At 64.4% G+C, this 20,150-nt stretch carries 21 protein-coding genes; 13 read left to right on the top strand and 8 right to left on the bottom strand.

The genetic code is table 11. The annotated features are described in order from the left end of the window. The first annotated feature begins 1 nt into the window (after nt 1). Nucleotides 2-553 carry an RNA polymerase sigma factor gene (locus FJ419_RS13370; protein WP_040985057.1) on the top strand — a complete coding sequence of 184 codons (552 nt, stop codon included), beginning with the start codon at nt 2-4 and terminating at the stop codon, nt 551-553. A 155-nt stretch (nt 554-708) separates the two neighbouring features. On the opposite strand, the gene FJ419_RS13365 is transcribed toward FJ419_RS13370, so the two are convergent. Continuing rightward, the gene (locus FJ419_RS13365) at nt 709-1,092 is read right to left on the bottom strand and encodes a response regulator (RefSeq protein WP_140545905.1); all 384 of its coding nucleotides are present in this window, start codon (nt 1,090-1,092) and stop codon (nt 709-711) included. Nucleotides 1,093-1,243: 151 nt separating this feature from the next. Between FJ419_RS13365 and FJ419_RS13360 the strand changes: the two genes are divergently transcribed. The 3 genes from FJ419_RS13360 (at nt 1,244) to FJ419_RS13350 (ending at nt 2,867) form a co-directional block, all read left to right on the top strand. After that, nucleotides 1,244-1,996 (top strand): Crp/Fnr family transcriptional regulator, encoded by a 753-nt coding sequence (locus FJ419_RS13360; RefSeq protein WP_246679199.1) that lies wholly within the window; start codon nt 1,244-1,246, stop codon nt 1,994-1,996. 73 nt (nt 1,997-2,069) lie between these two features. Beyond that, entirely contained in the window at nt 2,070-2,396 is a 327-nt protein-coding gene (locus FJ419_RS13355; protein ID WP_140545906.1) for a DUF883 family protein, read from the top strand. Nucleotides 2,397-2,402: 6 nt separating this feature from the next. Beyond that, nucleotides 2,403-2,867, top strand: a complete 465-nt coding sequence (locus FJ419_RS13350; RefSeq protein ID WP_140693018.1) for a phage holin family protein — start codon at nt 2,403-2,405, stop codon at nt 2,865-2,867. Nucleotides 2,868-2,887: 20 nt separating this feature from the next. Here FJ419_RS13350 and FJ419_RS13345 read toward each other — a convergent pair whose 3' ends face one another. After that, nucleotides 2,888-4,405 carry an HWE histidine kinase domain-containing protein gene (locus FJ419_RS13345; RefSeq protein WP_246679198.1) on the bottom strand — a complete coding sequence of 506 codons (1,518 nt, stop codon included), beginning with the start codon at nt 4,403-4,405 and terminating at the stop codon, nt 2,888-2,890. Nucleotides 4,406-4,565: 160 nt separating this feature from the next. Here FJ419_RS13345 and FJ419_RS13340 point away from each other — a divergent pair, with 160 nt between their 5' ends. Continuing rightward, nucleotides 4,566-4,769 carry a hypothetical protein gene (locus FJ419_RS13340; protein WP_095767385.1) on the top strand — a complete coding sequence of 68 codons (204 nt, stop codon included), beginning with the start codon at nt 4,566-4,568 and terminating at the stop codon, nt 4,767-4,769. A gap of 8 nt (nt 4,770-4,777) precedes the next feature. Here FJ419_RS13340 and FJ419_RS13335 read toward each other — a convergent pair whose 3' ends face one another. Next, entirely contained in the window at nt 4,778-5,698 is a 921-nt protein-coding gene (locus FJ419_RS13335) for a diacylglycerol kinase family protein (RefSeq protein WP_140692999.1), read from the bottom strand. A gap of 243 nt (nt 5,699-5,941) precedes the next feature. Between FJ419_RS13335 and FJ419_RS13330 the strand changes: the two genes are divergently transcribed. Then, nucleotides 5,942-7,306: a PRC-barrel domain-containing protein gene (locus FJ419_RS13330; protein WP_140693656.1), complete on the top strand. Its 1,365-nt coding sequence runs from the start codon at nt 5,942-5,944 to the stop codon at nt 7,304-7,306. A 91-nt stretch (nt 7,307-7,397) separates the two neighbouring features. Here FJ419_RS13330 and FJ419_RS13325 read toward each other — a convergent pair whose 3' ends face one another. Next, complete coding sequence (locus FJ419_RS13325) at nt 7,398-8,951, bottom strand: alkaline phosphatase family protein (RefSeq protein WP_140692995.1); 1,554 nt, start codon at nt 8,949-8,951, stop codon at nt 7,398-7,400. Between the two features lie 215 nt (nt 8,952-9,166). Between FJ419_RS13325 and FJ419_RS13320 the strand changes: the two genes are divergently transcribed. From FJ419_RS13320 to FJ419_RS13305, 4 genes are all read left to right on the top strand, one after another. After that, a complete protein-coding gene (locus FJ419_RS13320) occupies nt 9,167-10,099 on the top strand; it encodes a VOC family protein (RefSeq protein WP_140692990.1) in 933 nt (310 codons plus the stop codon). Nucleotides 10,100-10,103: 4 nt separating this feature from the next. Continuing rightward, nucleotides 10,104-10,733 (top strand): alpha/beta hydrolase, encoded by a 630-nt coding sequence (locus tag FJ419_RS13315; protein ID WP_140692986.1) that lies wholly within the window; start codon nt 10,104-10,106, stop codon nt 10,731-10,733. Nucleotide 10,734: 1 nt separating this feature from the next. Beyond that, nucleotides 10,735-11,034, top strand: coding sequence for a GNAT family N-acetyltransferase (locus FJ419_RS13310; protein WP_140692981.1), 300 nt, complete (start codon nt 10,735-10,737; stop codon nt 11,032-11,034). A gap of 260 nt (nt 11,035-11,294) precedes the next feature. After that, nucleotides 11,295-12,353: a dipeptidase gene (locus FJ419_RS13305; protein ID WP_140692967.1), complete on the top strand. Its 1,059-nt coding sequence runs from the start codon at nt 11,295-11,297 to the stop codon at nt 12,351-12,353. Between the two features lie 7 nt (nt 12,354-12,360). On the opposite strand, the gene FJ419_RS13300 is transcribed toward FJ419_RS13305, so the two are convergent. The 4 genes from FJ419_RS13300 to FJ419_RS13285 form a co-directional block, all read right to left on the bottom strand. Beyond that, nucleotides 12,361-12,618 (bottom strand): hypothetical protein, encoded by a 258-nt coding sequence (locus tag FJ419_RS13300; protein ID WP_140692962.1) that lies wholly within the window; start codon nt 12,616-12,618, stop codon nt 12,361-12,363. A 2-nt stretch (nt 12,619-12,620) separates the two neighbouring features. Further along, the gene (locus FJ419_RS13295) at nt 12,621-13,850 is read right to left on the bottom strand and encodes an aminomethyltransferase family protein (protein WP_140692957.1); all 1,230 of its coding nucleotides are present in this window, start codon (nt 13,848-13,850) and stop codon (nt 12,621-12,623) included. A 211-nt stretch (nt 13,851-14,061) separates the two neighbouring features. Then, on the bottom strand, nt 14,062-15,636 hold the full coding sequence (locus FJ419_RS13290; RefSeq protein ID WP_140692941.1) for an NAD(P)/FAD-dependent oxidoreductase: 1,575 nt from the start codon (nt 15,634-15,636) through the stop codon (nt 14,062-14,064). After that, the gene (locus FJ419_RS13285) at nt 15,623-17,242 is read right to left on the bottom strand and encodes an NAD(P)/FAD-dependent oxidoreductase (RefSeq protein WP_140692927.1); all 1,620 of its coding nucleotides are present in this window, start codon (nt 17,240-17,242) and stop codon (nt 15,623-15,625) included. Before FJ419_RS13285 ends, FJ419_RS13290 begins: the two co-directional genes overlap by 14 nt. A gap of 255 nt (nt 17,243-17,497) precedes the next feature. On the opposite strand from FJ419_RS13285, the gene FJ419_RS13280 reads away from it, so the two are divergent. The 3 genes from FJ419_RS13280 to FJ419_RS13270 all read left to right on the top strand — a co-directional run bounded on the left by FJ419_RS13280 (nt 17,498) and on the right by FJ419_RS13270 (nt 20,148). After that, nucleotides 17,498-18,292: a methyltransferase domain-containing protein gene (locus FJ419_RS13280; RefSeq protein ID WP_140692924.1), complete on the top strand. Its 795-nt coding sequence runs from the start codon at nt 17,498-17,500 to the stop codon at nt 18,290-18,292. Nucleotides 18,293-18,298: 6 nt separating this feature from the next. Then, on the top strand, nt 18,299-18,985 hold the full coding sequence (betI, locus tag FJ419_RS13275) for a transcriptional regulator BetI (protein ID WP_140692921.1): 687 nt from the start codon (nt 18,299-18,301) through the stop codon (nt 18,983-18,985). A gap of 80 nt (nt 18,986-19,065) precedes the next feature. Continuing rightward, complete coding sequence (locus FJ419_RS13270) at nt 19,066-20,148, top strand: ABC transporter substrate-binding protein (protein WP_140692918.1); 1,083 nt, start codon at nt 19,066-19,068, stop codon at nt 20,146-20,148. Nucleotides 20,149-20,150 lie beyond the last annotated feature (2 nt).

Below are 20,150 nucleotides of genomic sequence, written 5' to 3'. Positions count from 1 at the left end.
CATGGCGGCGGTATCCCAGAGCTTCAAGACCGAGCTGCTCGGCGCGATTCCGAGCCTGCGGGCTTTCGCCGTGTCGCTCACACAGAATGCCGACCGGGCCGACGACCTCGTCCAGGAAACGCTGGTCAAGGCATGGGACAAGCATGAGAGCTTCCAGCCGGGCACCAATTTGAAGGCCTGGCTGTTCACCATCCTGCGCAACGAATTCTATTCGCAGATGCGCAAGCGCGGCCGCGAAGTGCAGGACAGCGACGGCATCATGACGGCCAGGCTTGCCGTTCATCCGGCCCAGCACGGCCAGCTCGATCTCAAGGATTTCCGCGGCGCGCTCGAGCAACTGCCCGAGGACCAGCGCGAAGCCATCATCCTGATCGGCGCTTCCGGCTTCTCCTATGAAGAAGCCGCCGAGATCTGCGGCTGCGCGGTCGGCACGATCAAAAGCCGCGTCAGCCGGGCGCGCGCCAGGCTGCAGGAGATCCTCAAGATTTCCGGAGAGGACGAGTTCGGGCCCGACGCGATCTCGGCGCAGGTCACAGGTTCGAACGCGGCTTAACTTTCGGGACGCGAAGGCGACAAGTTCCTGCTCGCGCTATTCGGCGTCGTCATTCGGCGCGCTTGACGTATCCGGCGTTTCCTTGAGGAACCCGGACTCGCACCGGCCATGATGTGAGCGCGCAAGGCGGCCTGAGATCGCCTCGGCGGGGGCCGTCAGGCCGCCGGAGCGGCCCGTCCGCAGGCGATCGCCACGGCTTCGACGAGATCGTCGCCCGAGTAAGGCTTGGTCACCAGCCGAATGTCGGGGAACGAGTTCTTGACTTCGTCCGAATCCGCATAGCCGGAGGCGAATACGAACGGCACGCCCTCTGCGCGCAACCGCGCGGCGAAATCCAGGGTCGACACCCCGCCAAGCATCAGATCGACAACTGCCGCGTCGAAGCTCGAGGGCAGCGCCCGCCCGTCGATGTCGGCGATCTCGCGCGCGATCGTCACATCCGCGGCGCCGTGGTCACGGCAAAGCTGCTCGACATCCATCGCTATCAGGAACTCGTCTTCGAGGACGAGAATGCGCAATCCGTCAAGCAATGCTGTCACTTATGGGGTGTCTCCTTGGCAGCCGCACTCATGCGCGCAATCCGTCACGATGTCATTTAAAAAAGACATGGACGTGACGCCCGGCGGAACCGCTGCCCCCCTCAAACGTTTCCTTGCGCCCCTAGGGCAGGGATTTCGAAGAGGGGTCGAATTGTCCGCACGTTTGGTTGCCACTCGCCAATATCCTTGCGAAAAATGCCCGCTGCGGCCGCTGCCGGCCTTCCGCGAATTCGACGAGCAGGAATTGTCATTTATCGACACCTTCAAGCGTGGCGAATTGGCTGTCGACAAAGGTGCGACCGTGCTGGTCGAAGGCAGCCACAGCGCGCATCTTTACACGGTGCTGTCGGGTTGGGCGTTCCACTACAAGCTTTTGCCCGACGGGCGCCGGCAGATCCTCAATTTTTCCATGCCTGGCGACCTCATCGGCCTGCAGGGAAGTCTGATGGGCGAAATGCAGCATTCCGTCGAAGCCCTGTCGCCGATGCTGCTTTGCCTTTTCGAACGCGATCAGCTGCAGGAACTCTATCGCAACCATCCCGGCCTTGCCTATGACATCACCTGGATCGCGTCGCGCGAGGAGCGCATGCTGGATGAGAACCTGCTCAGCATCGGCCGCCGCACCGCGCTTGAACGCGCCGCCTATCTTATCGCCTTCATCGCCCGCCGGGCTCGCGGCGCCGGGCTCAACGGCAAGACACCGGTGCAGATCCCGATCACGCAACAGCACATCGCCGACACGCTCGGCCTCTCGCTGGTCCATACCAACAAGACGATTCGCAAGCTGATGGACCGCAAGCTCATCATGTGGCGAGACGGCGGCTGCGAAGTGATCGACTATGACGGGCTGAAGAAGCTTGCCCGCTGGGAGGGGCTAGGCGAGGAATGCAGGCCGCTGATCTAGGTTTGGCTTGCGACGACCGGAACCATGGCGCCGAACGGGCGTTGAAACCAACGCAAACACAAGGAGTTAGAGAATGGCAACCGCCGCAGGCAAATCCGCCACAGACGAAGCAACCGCCGCCGATCTGGAGGCCGATATCGAGCAACTGAAAGCGGACATCCAGCGACTCACCGAGCAACTCGCCACGACCGGTCAACACGGCTACGGCGCGGCCCGTCGCGCCGCCGCGGACGGCGTCGAGCAATTGCGCGCGCAGGGCGAAGCCGCGTTCGAGAGCATGCGCGGAAGCGCCGAGGATATCGAAGCGCAGCTGATCGCCAAGGTGCGCGAGAAGCCGGTGACCTCGCTGGCCATCGCGGCGGGCGTCGGTTACCTGTTCGCCCTGCTTTCCCGCCGCTAGCCGCAGATGGGGGCGCTTGTCTCGCTGATCTCGGCCCTCGCCTCGGGCGAGGCGATGGCCGCTTTGCACAGGGCGCGGACCGCGGCAATCCTCTACGGGCTTGCCGCCATTTTCGCCTTGTGCGGTGTCGGCTTCCTCATCGGCGCCGCCTACATCTGGCTAGCGGTCCGCTACGGGCCGATGGCGACCAGTCTCGGCTTCGGCATCGGCTTTCTGGTGGTTGCCGGGCTCATCCTCGTCATTCACAAGCTGATGGCCGGCATGCGCAGCAAGCGCCGCGCGCGGCGACGCCAGGCCGATATGACGGCGGCGGGCGTTACCGCCGCACTCGCCTTGCTTCCGGCCCTCGCCAAGAGCAAAGGCGGGCTTGGAGCAATTGTCGCGCCTGCCCTGGCGGTCGTCTCGTATGCTATCTATCGCGAGAACACCAAGTCCGGGCCGTCGAAGCCGGACCCGGAAGACTTGCCTTGAGCAATGCCGGAGCGCTCATTTCAAGGACAGTTGAGCGGCATCGATATTTCGGCGAAGACGCCCTCCGGGCGAAATTCGTGGGTCACCTCGCTGTCGATGACCTTGGCAAGGCTGCGGCGGATCAGGATCGAGCCAAAACCCTGGCGATCCGGAGGCTCGACGCGCGGCCCACCGCTTTCGCGCCAGGTCAGCACCAGGCGGCGCGCGTCTTTGCGGCGTTGCGTCTTCCAGTCGAGATCGACTTTTCCCGACGGCGCGGAGAGCGAGCCGTATTTCAGCGCGTTGCTGGCGAGCTCATGCAGGATCAGGCCGAGCCCGACCGCCTGGTCGGGCGAGAGCAGAAGCTCGGGACCCGAAATCGCGATACGCGGCTGGCCGCCCATGTCGAAAGCACTGACCTCGATGCGTGCCAATTCGCCGATGCCAATGCCGCGCCACTCGCGGTCGGACAGCAGACTGTGGGCGGCGCCGAGCGCCTGCAGCCTGGCACCGAAGGCCTCCAGGAACGCACTGGGCTGGCGGGCGTGGCGGACGGTCTGCGTCGCCAGCGCCTGCACGGTCGCCAATGTGTTCTTGACGCGGTGGTTGAGCTCACGCAGCAAGAGGCGCTGCCGCTCGTCGCCGAGCTTGCGCTCGGTTATGTCGTAGTTGACGCCGAAGATCAGCGTCGGCTTGCCCTCGCCATCGCGTTCGATCACGCGTCCGCGCGTGGCGATCCAGCGGGGTGGATGCGGCCCCTTGACCCGGTACTCGCCAAAATAGTCGTCGCTGCCGCTCAGCGCGTCGCGGAAACGCGTCTCGGTCTGGTAGACGTCGCGCGGGTCGATGGCGCGCAGGATGTCGCGCGCCTTCAGCCGGTTCGAAGGCGGCAGGTTGAAAAGCTCGGCCAGAAGCGTGTCGCATTCGATCATGTCGGTGCGTATGTCCCACGCCCAGCTCGCCAGCGAGGCGGCGTCGAGCGCGATGGCGCGGCGCTTTTCCTCGCGCGCCAGTTCCGCCTTGGCGATGGCGCCGTCGCGGGTGGCGTCCTTCAGCGTGAACAGGCTGGCCGCAAGGTCGGCTAGCGTCCTCAGCTTCGCCAGCTTGTCCTCGGCCGGAAACGGTCTCGGCTGGCGATCGACCACGCAGAGCGTCCCGATCCTGGCACCGGCCACCACCATCGGCACGCCGACAAAAAAACGGATGTGCTGCTTGCCCGTGACCAGCGGATTGCTCGCGAAACGCGGATCGAGCGTGGCGTCGGTCACCACCATGGGATCGTCGCCGGCGGCGATGGCGTGGGCGCAGAAGGAAGTGCTGGTCGGCGTCTCCTTCTCGTCGAGGCCGATGCGCGCCTTTAACCGCCGGCGAGAGCTGCCGATCAGGCTCACCAGCGCGACAGGCGCTTCGGCGATTGCCGCAGCGAGACCGGTGATACGGTCGAAGTCCGGATCGGTTGCCGTATCCATGGCGCCAAGGCCCTGAAGCAGGGCGAGCCGCTCCGCATCGATCACGACGCGGCTGACGTCCGCCGGCAAACTATCCACCTTGCTGCTCACCATTCCCTCAAAACGCCACGCAATCGATCATCATATACACGCAATCGGTTGTCGCATGCTTGCTGGGCGTCTTTCCCGACACGGAACCTTCCCGAACAGGATCCGTTACCGACCATGTCGTGCCTGAAGCGCCCGCCGCCGCGCAGCATGGAGGCCAATCGTGACCAAGATCGTACCTGAAGACAAAGCTCGCCAGGGGCATTGGGGCTGGCATGCCCTCAGAATCCTCATCGCCGGGCTGCTGCTCGCCTTCATCGCGTGGGGCGCGGTCGAGATCTACGGCGAGCTGATCAAGTCGCCGACGACCCAGCAGAACGTGCCGACGGCGCCGCCCGCCGAGCAGAAATCCACCCAAGGCAGCTGATCTTCCCATCACGCCGCCTTCGCCTGTGCATTGCGGGATGGGACAAGCACGTTCAGGGCGCCGGGGTGAATCTCGACCGTGGTTTCCCTCTCCAGCCTGATCAATTCGCCGTCCAGCACCGCGCTGAACTTCCTGGTGGGCGAACGGATTTTCAGCACGACCTTGCCAGCCTGATGCACTTCGACATGCGCGCTCTGGCGCAACCTGCCGCGCAGCATGTCCAGCAACAGCTTCGCCAGATGATGACGCCGGCGCGCGACGCTGACATAGATGCCGAGCACGCCGCCAGCCGGGTTGTCGGCATAGGGCAGGTGGCCTTCGCCGAACAGATTGTTGGAGATGCCGATGCCGGTCGTGCGGGTGACGATCTCGGCTTTGCCGATGCTCAGGCTCACCTTGAGCGCCGGCGGGTTCTTGATAGCCGCCCACGCCGCGCGCACGGACGCCTGCATCTTTCCAAGGCGCGAGCCGAAATCCATTTTCTCGCGCAACTGGACCATCTTGGCGTGCATGCCGACGGAGAACTGATGCACGAAAGGCTGGCCGTTGGCGCTCGCCATATCAACGGCGATCACCTCGCCGTCGGCAAAGGACTGCAGCGCAGCTTCCAGTGTCTGCGGGATGCCCAGGCCGCGCGCAAACAGGTTCATCGTGCCGGCCGGCAAGATGGCCAGGGCCTTCTTCTTGTTCATGAGGAGGGATGCCGCGGTGGAAATCGTGCCGTCGCCGCCTCCGGCGAGAACAACGTCGATATTTCGCCTGGCGATGGCCTTTTCCAGCGCTGTGGCGACGTCGCGACCGGCAACGATGTCGATCTCGACCGAATGCCCCGCCGCTTCGAGGGTCTGATGCAGCTTTTCGGAAAATGCTTCGATGTCGATGGTACGGAGGGTGCCGCCGTCCTGGTTCAGCACCGCAGCAAACCGCATATCGCGCTCCGTGTTCGGGTCACTTTGAGCCGGCAGACCCTCAGCCGCAGGCTGAAACGAGGAGGCCGCCGCAAAGGTTCCGCCGGGAGGTCAGCAATCCACGGACGCGTGAACGCGTTGCGGTTGGAACAACCCTCCGGTCACAACGTTGTGAACCTGTAGACATTGCCGCTTCCGACCTGCCGTCAAGAGGCTGGCCAAGGAGCGTCATGCACAGATCAGGCACGAGGAGAGACCACCATGATGATCCGCACTCTTTTTGCGACGACCGCGATCGCAACCCTTCTAGCAACCGGCGCTTTCGCGCAGACGACGCCCGCCCCGGCTCCACAGCCCCCAGCAGCCGAGAATCCGGCGCCGGTCCCGCGCGCCGATGGCGCGCTGATGAGCAATATTATCGGCGAGTCCGTCTATAACGGCACGGGAGACGATGCACAGAACATCGGCAAGGTTGACGATGTCGTCTTCGATGCCAGCGGCAATGCCAAGTCGGCCATTATCGGGGTCGGCGGGTTCCTTGGCGTCGGCAAGAAGGACGTCGCTTTCGACTACGCCAAGCTGGAATGGGCAGAGAAGAACGGCGACCGCTGGCTGGTCGCCAAGTCGACCAAAGAGGAGCTGAGCGCTTTGCCGGCATTCGACCGCAAGCCTTATGATCCGGCGCCGGCGCAGTCGACCGGCGCTACGCAGCCCGCCAATAACACGACGACAGCCCAGGCCCCCGCGGCCGCACCGGCCGAGCCGGTGAAGAAGGCGGAGGGCAACCTCGCTACCAACATCATGGGCGAGTCGGTTTATAACGGCACTGCGGACGACGCCCAGAAGATCGGCGACGTGAAGGACATGGTGCTTGCCAAGGACGGCAAGGCCGAGTCGCTGGTGATCGGCGTCGGCGGCTTCCTCGGCATCGGCACGAAGAACGTCACTTTCGACTTCGACAAAGCGAAATGGGCGGAGAAGAACGGCGACCGCTGGCTGGTGGCCGAGACGACGAAGGAGCAGCTGCAGGCCCAGCCGGAGTTCGACCGCAAGCCCTATGATCCGGCGCCCGGCTCGACGACGGCCGCGAGCAACGCGCCGGCAACGACCACGCCTGCGGTGGTCGCTTCGGGCACCACGTCCGATAAGGGAGCGAAGCCGGCAGAGCCCGCCAAGTCGACGGCCGAGAACAAGCCTGCGACGCCACCGGCCCAGAGCACGGCCGAGAACAAGCCCGCCGATAATAGCGGCGCTGCCACCGACCAGACCAAGACCGCTTCCATCGACAAGTCGACACTGACCGAGATGCCGATGGGCAACATGCGCGTCGACGACCTCAAGGGCACAACGGTCTATGGCGCCAACGACGAGAAGATCGGTTCGATCGGCGATGTCGTGCTGACGCCCGACAACAAGCCGGACGCGGTCATCGTCGACGTCGGCGGCTTCCTCGGCATCGGCGCCAAGGAAGTGGCGATCGGCATGGATAAGCTCAAATTCATGACCGACAAGAACGGCAAGAAGTATCTCTACACCAACTTCACCAAGGAGCAGCTGCAGGCACAAACGGCCTATGACAAGAGCAGTTATGCCGCCAATCGCGACCAGCAGCGGATGATTCTGAAATAAGGGAATAGGCAGTAGGAAATAGGCAGTAGGCGAAAGAACGGCTGGCATAGCACGCAGCGACACGAATGTTCTACTGCCTACTGCCTACTGCCTACTGCCCACTCACGTATCCCACCACTCCATCCTCCGTCAGTTCCGCCAAGGCAAGGGACTGATCGAGGTGAGCGGCGCGCCAGGCAAGCATCTTCTCGGCGAACTCGAGCCGTACCGGTAGATAGGCCGGGTCGTTCGCCACATTGTTCAGCTCGCCCGGATCTTTCGTCAAGTCGAACAGAAGCGCCGGCAGACCGCCGCCGAAATGGACATATTTGAAGTCCATGGTACGGACAACGGCGAGGTTGCAGGCGTTCGATCCGATACCGAAATGGCGTTCGGCTTCGCCTTGGGCGACCGTGCGGAAATCAAACTCCCAATGCGCGGCGTCGCGCCAGGCTTCCGGTTCCGTTCCGTCCAGCCAAGGCGCGAGCGAACGGCCGTCGAGGTGGCGCTGGGGGGCGGCGCCGATCAGGTCGAGCACGGTCGGGCAGAAATCGACGGCTTCAGTGAAGCGATCCACGGACGAACCGGCCATGGCTCCCCGCCGCGGGTCGCGGATGATCAACGGAATGTGGTAGCTGGCGTCGAAGAAGCCGCCTTTGCCGAGCATGTAATGATCGCCCATCATCTCGGCATGGTCGGAGGTGAGCACGATCACGGTGTCGTCCCAGGCGCCCGCCGATTTGATGGCCTGCCAGATGCGGCCGAGCTGGGCGTCGACCTCGGAGATCATGCCGTAATAGATCGCGCGGATGCGGCGGAAGGTCTCCTCGCTCCAGTCCGGCACGTTGCCCTCGATGCCGGGGATGAATTTTGTCCGCTTCTGCCCGGCCAGATCGTAGGCGAGATAGGGATGGCTCCTGGCCTCGGCCTGCCAACTTGCAGCGCGTTTGAACGCGGGACCTTCGGCCGGATCGTACATGCTGTTGTAGGGCTCCGGCACAATGAAGGGCGGGTGCGGGCTGATGAAGGAGATATGGGCGAACCACGGCGCGCGCTTCTCCTGCTCGCCAAGCCAGCGGATGAATTCGCCGGCCAGGAACGCGGTCGGCGTCTGGTCTTTCGAATAGACCGGCGGCGTGTTGGTCACATCGCGTTCCGCCTGGCCGCGGGCCGGACGGTGGATGTCGGGGCTGCCTGCGCCGGTGTCGATGCCTTGGGTCCGCAGCCATGACAACCATTGCTTCTGATGCTCGGGCAGGGCCTGGCGCACGGTGAATCCCGGCAGCACGCCCTCATAGCTGCGCAGGCGCGGATCCCCGGCCGCCAGCCGGCGCGGATCGAGCGCGACATCGGTGTAGCCGAACAGGGTGGGATCATAGCCCGCCGCGCGCGCCGAAAGCGCGATGTTGCCATGGCGCGCGTCAAGCGGCGTGCCGTTGCGGCAGACGCGATTGTTCATCTGGTAGAGCCCGGTGTAGAGGCACGCGCGGGCAGGCGAGCAGGGTGCTGCCCCGCTATAATGGCGGCGGAAAAGCACGCCTTCCGCGGCGAGCGCATCCACATTCGGCGTCCTCACCACCGGATGGCCGGCCGCCGACAGGCAATCGCCACGCCATTGGTCGCAGGTGATGAGCAGGACGTTCGGGCGATACGTGCGATTGTCCAAGGTCGTCTCCTTGTGGAAGCGCTCAGATGGAACGGAAATCACCCGTGTTGCAAGCCAAGCGTGGTGGTGACAGATTGGTGAACATATTTCGAATAGTCGTTCACTTTTTCGATACAGTCCATTCTGTGTTTGCCCGCTTTGCCGCCGGCCCGCTCATCCTCATATTGGCGTGGACAGCGGCAAGGGTCGCACAGGATAAGGGAAGGAGCACGACTATGCTCAATCAGATACAGGGGCTGCATCACGTCACCTCGATGGCGAGCGACGCACGCCGCAACAATGAGTTCTTCACGAAAAAGCTCGGCCTGCGCCGGGTGAAGAAGACCGTCAATTTCGACGCGCCGGATGTCTATCATCTCTACTATGCCGACGAGGTCGGCACGCCGGGTTCGGTGATGACCTATTTCCCGTTCCCCGATATCGCCAAGGGCCGGCACGGCGTCGGCGAGGTAGGCACCACGGTATTCTCGGTGCCGGAAGGCACGCTGGCCTATTGGGAAAAGCGCTTCGCCGATGAAGGCGTGGGCAACGTCGCCCGCACGGAAAGTTTTGGCGAGAAGCGGCTTACCTTCACCGGTCCCGACGGCGACAGTTTCGCGCTTGTCGAGGACAAGACCGACAACAGAGCGCCCTGGGTCAAGGGCGGTGTTCCCGGCGACGAGGCGATCCGCGGCTTTCACTCGGTCTCGCTCCGGCTGAAGGATGGCGGCGCCACCGAGGAGCTTTTGAAATTCATGGGCTATGAGGAGGTCGACAAGTCCGGCAATATTCGCCGGCTGGCGATCAAGAACGGCAACGGCGCCGATGTCGTCGACATCGAATCGCTGCCGGGCGCCGGCTTTGCCAATCTCGGCGCCGGCTCGGTGCACCATGTCGCTTTCGCGGTCGAGGATCGCGCAAAACAGCTGGAAGTGCGCAAGGCGCTGGTCGACACGGGCTATGGCGTGACGCCGGTCATCGATCGCGACTATTTCTGGGCGATCTATTTCCGCACGCCGGGCGGCGTGCTGTTCGAGGTGTCGACCAACGAGCCGGGCTTCGACCGCGACGAGGACACCGCGCATCTCGGCGAGGCGCTGAGGCTGCCGGCGCAGCACCAGCATCTGCGGCCCTATCTCGAACAGCATTTGCAGAAGCTGGAAGACTGAAGCCATGAGCAAGGACGCTTACATCCACAAGGTGCTGCCCGGTACGCCGGGCAGCCCGCTGCTCTTCGTCCTCCACGGCACCGGCGCGGACGAGAACCAGCTTCTCGGTTTCGGCCGCGAGCTTATGCCTTCGGCGACGATCGTCTCGCCGCGCGGCGATGTGTCGGAGCATGGTGCTCCCCGTTTCTTTCGCCGCACCGGCGAGGGTGTCTACGACATGGACGATCTGGCGCGCGCGACTTCGAAGATGGCGGGCTTCGTCAAGGCGCATGTCGAGACCGCAAAACCCTCGGCGGTGTTCGGCCTCGGCTATTCCAACGGCGCCAACATCCTGGCCTCGGTGATGTTCGCCGAGCCGGGCCTGTTCGATGGCGCGACGCTGATGCATCCGCTGATCCCGTTCGAACCCCGCGTTCACGGGAGCCTTGCCGGTCGCCGCATCCTGATTACGGCCGGCAGGCGCGACCCGATCTGTCCGCCCAACTTGACGTCGCGGCTCGAGGCCTATTTGCGCGCCGACGGCGCCGATGTCACAGTGGAATGGCACGACGGCGGGCATGAGGTTCGGCCGAATGAAATCGAGGCGGCGCGGCGGCTCTTCGCGCCGGCGCCGGTTGCCGAAGGAGGCAGATAACATGGCCGACCAACTGCCCGAGATCGAGCTTGAAGACCGCGGCTCCAAGGGACGCTACGTGCTGCGCGGCCCGAGCGGCGCCGAGGCCGAGATGACGTTCACCAAGATCGGCGAGCACCAACTGATCATCGACCACACCGAGGTGCCGGACGTCTTTCGCGGCCAGGGCGCCGGGCTTCGGCTCGTCACCCGCGCGGTCGAGGATGCGCGTGCCGCCGGCAAGAAGATCATCCCGCTCTGCCCCTTCGCCAACGCCCAGTTCCGCCGCCACCCGGAATGGGCGGATGTGCTGAAGCGGTAGCACCGTCTTTCCCTTCTCCCCTTGTGGGAGAAGGTGGCCGCGCAGCGGCCGGATGAGGGGTGCTCCAGGAAAAGCCAGCGTCTCACTCCGCTGGAACACCCCTCATCCGTCTCGGCGCTGTCGCGCCGATCCACCTTCTCCCACAGGGGGAGAAGGGGAAGCTCTTGGCATTTGCACCGTCCGGTCATCTTGCCTAAGTTGACGGTTCGCCCGGACGAAACCTGTCGTCCCGCCCATCTCCGATTTGAATGGCTTCCCTGATGACCGATACCGACCTGATCCCCGTTTTCGACGGACATAACGACACGCTGCTTCGGCTCTACCAGTCGAAGGAAGCCGACGTCGAAAAGCTGTTCATCGAGGGGACGCCGGGCGGGCATATCGATCTGCCGCGCGCGAGGAAGGGCGGCTTTGCCGGCGGCATGTTCGCGATCTTTCCGCCGCCGGTCGAAAAGTCGAAACGCAGCGCCGTGCCGCCGGCGCCGAGCGACAATGAACCGCTGCCGCCGGAACTGCCGCAGGCCGAGGCGATCACCTCGACCATCGGCATGGCTTCGATCCTGTTCCGGCTGGAGCGCGCCGGCGCGCTGACCGTCTGCCGCAGCGCCGGCGATGTGCGGGACGCGATGGCCAAGGGCTCGATCGCGGCGGTGTTCCACATCGAAGGTGTCGAGGCGATCGATCCCGGGCTTGCCATGCTCGACGTGCTTCACGCCGCAGGGCTGCGCTCGCTGGGCATCGTCTGGAGCCGCCCCAACGCCTTCGGCAACGGCGTGCCGTTCCGCTTTCCGTCCTCGCCCGACACCGGGCCTGGTCTCACCGATGCCGGCAAGGCGCTGGTCAAGGCGTGCAACCAGCTCAGGATCATGATCGACCTCTCGCATCTCAACGAGAAGGGTTTTCGTGACGTGGCCGAGCTTAGCGATGCGCCGCTGGTCGCGACCCATTCCAATGTGCATGCGATCTGCGGCCATTCGCGCAACCTGACCGACTGGCAGCTCGGCGCGATCCGCGAGTCCGGCGGCATGGTGGGTCTCAACTTCGCCACCGGCTTCCTGCGCGAGGACGGCCGCATGAACGCCGACACCAGCATTGATATCATGGTGCGCCACATCGACTCGCTGTTGCAGGCGCTGGGTGAGGACGGCGTCGGACTGGGCTCGGATTTCGACGGCGCCATGATCCCGGCCCCCATCGGCGATGTCGCAGGTCTGCCGAAGCTCATCGACGCTCTCGCCGCGCGCGGTTTCGGGCGCGCGCTGATCGAGAAGATCGCTTATCGCAATTGGTTGAGCGTGCTTGAGCGCACCATAGGCTAAGGCGGGTCTATCCGTCGTAGCCGATACGCTTCAGCCATTCCTTGCCGACGCCACGGTCGCGGATGATCGCTAAGGGGTTTTCCGCGTCGAGCCGGGCGCAGATGCGGTAGACCTCCAGCGTCTCGGCATTCATCTCGCCGCGCTTGAAGAAGAACATCGCCGCCGCGTAGCGGGTGCGGCCGGACCACATCTCGCCGAGCGGTGTGTTGACCAGCTCCCACTGCTCGGCGGCTTCCGCTTCCAGGTCTTCCGCTTCGCTTGCCATAGTCAAAAGTCCGCGGGCGGGTTGGCGGTGCGGCGGTCGAGCTTGATGAAGGGCCTCGGCACCAATTTCGCCTTCTTCATCAACTTCTGGTACTGCAGCTCGCGCATGGCGTAAATCTCGACCCAGAGGTCGTCGACGATCGTGTCGCCATAGGGCCGCTGCAGCGAGGCGAGCGCGATGTTGCGCTTGGCCATCGGCGACCACATCGCCGCGCTGACCAGCCCAACCTCCTGGCTTTTCTTGTAGTAGACGATCGCATGCTCGGCCGGGATGTTGCCGTCGATCTCCAGGCCGACCAGCACATGGCGCAGCTTCTTCTTCGCCCGCGCTTCGAGGATGGAGCGGCGGCCGTTGAAATGGCGCTTGTCCGGATCGATCATGAAGCCGAGGCCGATCTCGTCCGGCATGCGCAGGCGGTCGGCGCGGATGGCGTGCTCGGCAGCTGTGAAATCGGTATTGGCGACGATCAGCCCCGCCTCCAGCCGGGCGCGGTTCAGCGCGGTATAGCCGATGGCGCGGATGCCGCGCAGCTCGCCCGCCGCCATCAGCCGGTCCCACAGGCTCAGCGCCTTGTCGGCCGGCACGAACAATTCGTAGCCGAGATCGCCGGTGAAGCCGGTGCGCGAGATGGTCACCGCAGCGTCGTCATGCGCGAACTCGGCGAGGTCGAAGATTTTCAGCCGCTCGACGCCGGCAAAGCCTGCGTCGCGCAGGATGGCGAAGGATGTCGGGCCTTGCAGCGCCAGTCCGGCGACGGCCTCGGTCTCTTCCTCCACGCTGACCTCATAGCCTATGGCACTGTCGAGCAGCCAAGGCAGATGCCGCTCCTGCGAGCACAGGCGAAAGCGTGTCGCCGACAGCCGGAACAGCGTGCCGTCGTCGAGAACGAAGCCTTTGTCGTCGCACCAGGCGGTGTAGTGGACACGGCCTGGCTTGAGCTTGGTGACGTCGCGCAAGGTGACGCGGTCGAGATAGGCTTCGGCATCCGGGCCCTCGATCCGGTATTTGGTCATCGGCGAGATGTCGAAGAGCGCTGCCTGGCTGCGGATGGCGAAATATTCGAGCTCCTCGTCCCAGAGCGAATGCGGCGCGCGGTAGCCGGCCCAGTTGTACCAATCCTGCTTCAGCCCCAGCGCGTCGATGCGCGGCTGGAAGGGCGTGCCGAGCCGCAGCATGCGGAAGTGGGATTGCGCGAGGGTGCGGGCGGCGTCGGTTCTCACATGATGATTCATGACGGCGTTCCTTCGCGCCCCCCTCTGTCCTGCCGGACATCTCCCCCACAAGGGGGGAGATTGGACGTCACGCTGGCTTTCGCCAATCTCCAACGTCGCAAGAAAAGCGCCGACAGATCGAGCTGCTGATCTCCCCCCTTGTGGGGGAGATGGCCGGCAGGCCAGAGGGGGGCGCCATGGAGCGCGACTTCAGCGATTTGCAAAAACATATTCACCCCCTCCTCGCGATGATGCGGCGCGCGGCGTTGAGGCCGGGCGCGCCGGAAATGCCGCCGCCCGGATGCGAGCCGGCGCCGGCGAGGAAAAGCCCTTCGAGCGGCGTGTCGTAGCCCGACCAGCCGGAGACCGGCCGCGACATCAGCATCTGGTCGGCCTGCAACTCGCCATGATGCCAATGACCGCCAGGCATGCGGTAGCGCGCCTCGATGTCGGCGGGCGTCAAAAGCTCGGCATGGCGGACCGCGGCGCCGATGCCGGGCGCATAGGTCTCGAGCTGCGCCATGATCGCCTTGAGGAAGCGCGGCTTGCCGGCGGCCCAGCCCTCTCTCAACGCATAGGGCGCGTATTGCACCACGGCCGAAAGCACGCAGGCGCCGGATGGGGCGAGCGATGGGTCGGCCAGGCTGGGCAGCGTGACCTCCATCACCGGCTCGGGCGAGAACTCGCCATATTTCGACGGATTGAAGGCGCGCTCGACATGGTCGGGCGAAGGCGCGACGACGAGGCGGCCCTTGTGGCCGGCGGCGTCGACGCCCAAAAATTGCGGCGGCCGGTCGAGCGCCAGATGGAGCTTCGCCGCATCGCCCTTCATGCGGATGTTCTTCACCTTGCGCACGAAGCCGGTATCGACCTCGCGCGGGCCGACGAGGTCAAGGATAGTGGTCGCCGGGTTGATGGCGGAAACCACGCTCTTGGCCTGCAGCGTTTCGCCGCCCTGCGTGACGACACCGACGGCGCGGCCCTTCTCGACGATCACCTTGGCGACCGGCGAAGCCGGGCGGATCGAAACGCCCGCCTTATCCGCCGCCGCGCGGATGGCGGCGACGACAGCGCCCATGCCGCCTTTCGGCTGGATCTGCGCGCCGGCAAGGCCGCCTATCTCGCCGGCCAGCCTATAATAGAGGCCGAGCAGCGAAGTCGGCGAGCGCGGCCCAAGATGTGAGCCGAGCGTCGCATCGAAAGCAAGCAGGCCCTTCAGACGGTCGTCCGAGAGCTGCTCGTCGAGCAGGTCGTAGACATTCATCAGAAGCACGCGCAGGAAGTCGCGCATGTCTTCCTTGCCGAGCCTCTTTAGCGCCAGCGCGGTCTGGCCGAGCCCGGTCACATCGGCGAGCGACATGCCGCCAAGATCAGGCGGCCGGCGCGACAGGAACGGTTTCAGCACGCCGGCATAGCGCAGCAATTGCGCGCGCAAATCTTTCCAGGCAGACTGTTCCGAAGGGCTGGCGCCCGTCAGCACCTCGCCATAGGCGCCGTGCAGCACCAGCGGGCCGTCCTTCGACAGCGCCACCGACGGCACGAAGTCGCCGCGCTCTACCGTCAGTCCGTGGCGTTCCAGCTCCAGCGTCTTCACCACATCGGGATGCAGGCGGTTCAACAGGTGTGCGACCGCGGAGACGCGGAAGCCCGGCGCAAATTCCTCGGTGCGCGCGGCGCCGCCGAGCTCGTTGCCGGCCTCGAGCAGCACCACCTTGCGGCCGGATTTGGCCAGCGTTGCGGCGGCGACGAGGCCATTATGGCCGCCGCCGATGACGATGGCGTCCCAGCTCAAATCAGATGACGTCATGGGCAGGGCTCATATGCAGGGTTGGCTTGGCAAGATCGCGCAGGATCTCGGCGGCGGCATTGCGTCCGGGCGCGCCCATGACGCCGCCGCCCGGATGGGTGGAAGAGCCGCACATATAGAGCCCACTGAGCGGCGAGCGGTATTGCGCGTAGCCCGGCACCGGGCGGTTGAAGAGCAGCTGGTCGAAGGTGAGCTCGCCCTGAAAAATGTTGCCTTCGGTGAGGCCGACCTCGGCCTCGATCTCGCGCGGCGTGCGTACCTCCATATGGACGATGCGGTCGCGGAAGCCGGGCGAATATTGCGCGATCTGCGCAATCACGCTTTCGGCGAAGCCGTCGCGGTCGGCATCGGTCCAGTCGCGGCCGTCGATCTTGGGCGGCGCGTATTGGACGAAGCAGCTCATGAAATGTTTGCCCGGCGGCGCCATGGTCGGGTCGAGCGTCGTCGGGATCATCATGTCGAGGAAGGGGTCGGCCGACCAGTGCCCGGCCTTCCAGTCGTCATAGGCGCGCTCCATGCGCTCGATGGAATCGGTGAAATGCATGTCGGCGCGGTAGACCGGCGAATCCTTCGGCAAAGCCGGGAATTCGGGCAGGGAATCGAGCGCGATGTTGACCTTGCCGGAGGAGCCGCGGATCTTGAAATTGCGGACGCGGCGCAGGAAGATGTCGGGCAGCTCCTTTTCCTCGACCAGCTTCAGGAAGGTGCGCTTGACGTCGGCATTGGAGATCACGAGCTTGCCGTAAATCTCCTCGCCGCCGGCAAGCACGACGCCCTTTGCCCTGCCGTTCTTCACCAGCACGTGGTCAACCTCGGCGCCGGTGCGGATGGTGCCGCCCGAGGCCTTGAAGGAAGCGGCCAGGGCCTTGGTGACGGCACCCATGCCGCCGCGCGCATAGCCCCAGGCGCCGACCGAGCCGTCGACCTCGCCCATATAGTGGTGGAGGAGCACATAGGCCGTGCCCGGCGACATCGGGCCGAGCGCCGTGCCGATGATGCCGGACAGCGCGAAGTTCGCCTTGATGACGTCGGTCTCGAAATATTCGTCGAGGAAGTCCGAGATCGACATCGTCCAGAAGCGCAAGGTCAACGCCATCTCCTCGGCCGAGAGGCCGGCGAATTTCTTGCCGAGATAAAGCAGCTCGCCAAGGTCGCGCGGCCTGAAGCTCGTCGGGTCGGGCGCGGTGCGCATCAAGAGCGGCTGGATGAAGCGGCACTGCCTCGTGACGTCGCGCGAATAGCGGTCATAGGCCTCTGCGTCGCGCTTCGAAAAGCGGGCGAACTCGCGGCGATGCGCGTCATGATCGCGGTAGTTGGCGAGGTAGTCGCCGTCGCGCGTGAACACCGCGCCGCCTTCATAGGAGATCACCTGCAGGCCGAAGCGCGGCAGCTCCAGGTCGCGCATGATCTCGGGCCGGAACAGCGAGCAGACATAGGAACAGTTGGAATAGAGGAAGCCCGGCGTCAGCTCGCGGCTGGTGGCGGCGCCGCCGACCCAATCGTTCTTCTCGACCACCAGCACGTCCAGCCCGGCGCGCTGCAGATAGCAGGCGGTGACCAGCCCGTTATGGCCGCCGCCGATGACGATCGCGTCCCATGCCTTCATGCGCGCCGAACCTCCAGCCGGTTGCCCTATCTGCTTGTTTCTCCGCAATTCCGGACGGAAAACCGCGTCACGCTTTTCCTGGAATTGCTCGGTGCGTCTTGTTCCCGATTGCCCGAATTTGGCACGGATCACAGTTTTTTGTCCAGCCATATTGAATGAATGTTCAACAAATGATGTTGCGTTTTCCCATTGATGCGCTAGGCTTTGCCAGCATCTCTGGATTGATCCACATCGGCATTTGAGGTTGAGGATCCGATGATCGAGACGGGCGGCGCCGAGCCGGAATATGACGACACCGCCATCCGCTTTCTCGAAGCGCTGTGGGGCGAGGGTTACTTGTCGCCGGGTGGCCCGGAGGAGGCCGACCGCGTGGTCGAAGGCCTCTCCCTCAAGGGCAAGACGATCCTCGATATCGGCTGCGGCGCCGGCGGCATCACGCTGCATCTGGTGGCAACGCACGGCGCGGCTCGGGCCACCGGCCTCGATGTCGAGAAGCCGGTGATCGAGACGGCGAGGCGAGGGGCGATCAGGCAGGGCCTAGAGGACCGTGTCGGCTTCGTCCAGGCGCCGCCGGGGCCGCTGCCTTTCACGGACGCCTCCTTCGACGTCGTCTTCTCCAAGGACGCGCTTTTGCATGTGCCGGGCAAGGACGCGCTGTTCGCCGAGATCTTTCGCGTGCTGAAGCCCGGCGGGGTGTTTGCGGCGTCGAACTGGATGATTTCGCATGACGGCGAGCCGTCGCCTCGGATGAAGGCCTATATCGCGGCCGAAGGGCTCTCCTTCGCCATGGCCTCGCCGGCGCGCTATGCCGAGGCGATGCGGCGCGCCGGCTTTACCGAGATCACCATCCGCGACCGCAATCCGTGGTACCGCGAGGTCGCGCGCGAAGAGCTTTCGCGGCTCAAGGGGCCGCTCTACGCGCAGGCCGCGGCAGCGGTCGGCGCGGCCTATGTCGACAAGAACATCAAGACCTGGGAGGCGATGCAGAAGGTGCTTGACAGTGGCGAGCACCGCCCCACTCATCTGCGCGGTTGGAAGCCGGTCGGATAGCCGGCGATGCTGGAGACCGTCACACCCATGAAGACTGCAGAGGCGAGCGATGCTCTCCCCGAAACGGCACGGAAAGGCGACGCCGAAAAGCGCGGCCGCAAGGCCTCGAAAGAGGTCCGGCGGCTGCAGCTGATCGAGGCGACGATCGATTCCCTGGCCAAGCGCGGCTATGCCGAAACGACGATGGCCGACGTAGCCGACGGCGCCGGCCTGTCGCGCGGCATCGTCAACTTCCATTTCGAGAGCAAGGAAAAGCTGCTGATCGCCACGCTGCAGCACATGTATGACGAATATTCGGCGCATTGGCGCACTTCCCTGCAGAAGGCGGGCGACGATCCGGCGAGACAGCTGCAGCATCTGGTATGGGCCGATTTCGACCGCTCGATCTGCAACAAGCGCAAGCTTGCCGCGTGGCTTGCCTTCTGGGGCGAGGCCAAGTCGCGGCCGACCTACCAGGCGCTGAGCAGCTCGCGCGACGCCTATTACCAGCAGGTCTTCATCGATCTCTGCGCGACGCTCAAACAGAGCGGTAACTACACCTATGACCCGCAGGTCATCGCGCTCGCGCTCAGCGCCATGCTCGAGGGCTTGTGGCTGCGGCTGATGATGGGGACCGAGGACACCACGCGAGAGACCGCATTGCAGGCGGCGAATGCGTTCTTGGCCGCCGCCTTCCCGAAACACTTTGGCTAAGCAAAAGATGGGGCTAGCAAAAACCGGGGACAGCAACAGCCGGCCAACAAGACCGGCAAACCAAAAGAGGATGGAACAGCATGAAGAAACTCAGCCGACGCCTGACATTGACCCTGGCGCTTGGGAGCGCGCTCGCCGCTTCGGCGGCGGCGTTCGCGGTCGCCGCCGACAAGGACCTGATCGTCTTCGACTGGTCCGGCTATGAGGATACGAGCTTCCACGGCAAGTATGTCGAGAAGAACGGCGATTCGCCGACCTTCGCCTTCTTCGGCGACGAGGACGAGGCGTTCGAAAAGATCCGCTCCGGCTTCAAGTCCGATCTCGGCCACCCATGCTCGCAGAGCGTGGTGAAGTGGCGCGAGGCGGGACTGCTGCAGCCGCTCGACACGTCCAAGATCGCAGGCTGGAAGGATCTCAACCCCGGCATCATGGCGATGAAGGACCTTGCCACGACGTCCGACGGCAAGGCCTGGTTCATGCCGTGGGACTGGGGCAATACCCAACTCACCTACAATTCCGACAAGATCGCCGAAAAGGACGTGCAGTCGCTGAAGGCGTTCGCCGATCCGAAATACAAGGGCAGGGTTTCGATCGGCGACAATGTCGACGACGCCTACGCGCTGGCCAGCCTCGCCATCGGGCTCAAGGACTGGACCAAGATGACGGACGACCAGTTCCGCCAAGCGTCCGACTTCCTGCGCCAGGTTCACAAGAATGTGCGCTCCTACTGGACCGACACCACCGACATCGTGCAGCTGCTCAGCGGCGGCGAGGTCGACCTCGCCTGGGCCTGGAACGATGCGACCGTGCAGTCTGTCAAGGCCGGAGTGCCGATCAAGTCCAAGAAGGACACCGACGAAGGCATCTCGACCTGGGTCTGCGGCTACGTGCTGTTCAAGGACGCGCCCGGCAACATCGACAAGGCCTATGACTACCTCAATGCCGTCAACGATCCCGAAGTCGCCAAGGTGCTGGTCAAGGACTGGGGCTACGGCCAGGCCAATGCCAAGGGCATGGCCGGCGTCGATCCTGCGGTCCTGAAGGAAAAAGGCTATGACGACGTGGAAAAATGGGTGAACAAGACGCTGTTCCAGCAGCCGCTGCCTTCGGAGCTCAAGCTCAAGATGATCGCCGAATTCGAGAAGATCAAAGCCGGCTATTGAGT

It is taken from the genome of Mesorhizobium sp. B2-6-2, from assembly GCF_006440615.1.
Classification (GTDB): domain Bacteria; phylum Pseudomonadota; class Alphaproteobacteria; order Rhizobiales; family Rhizobiaceae; genus Mesorhizobium.
This window is presented reverse-complemented; position numbering and strand designations above follow the sequence as displayed.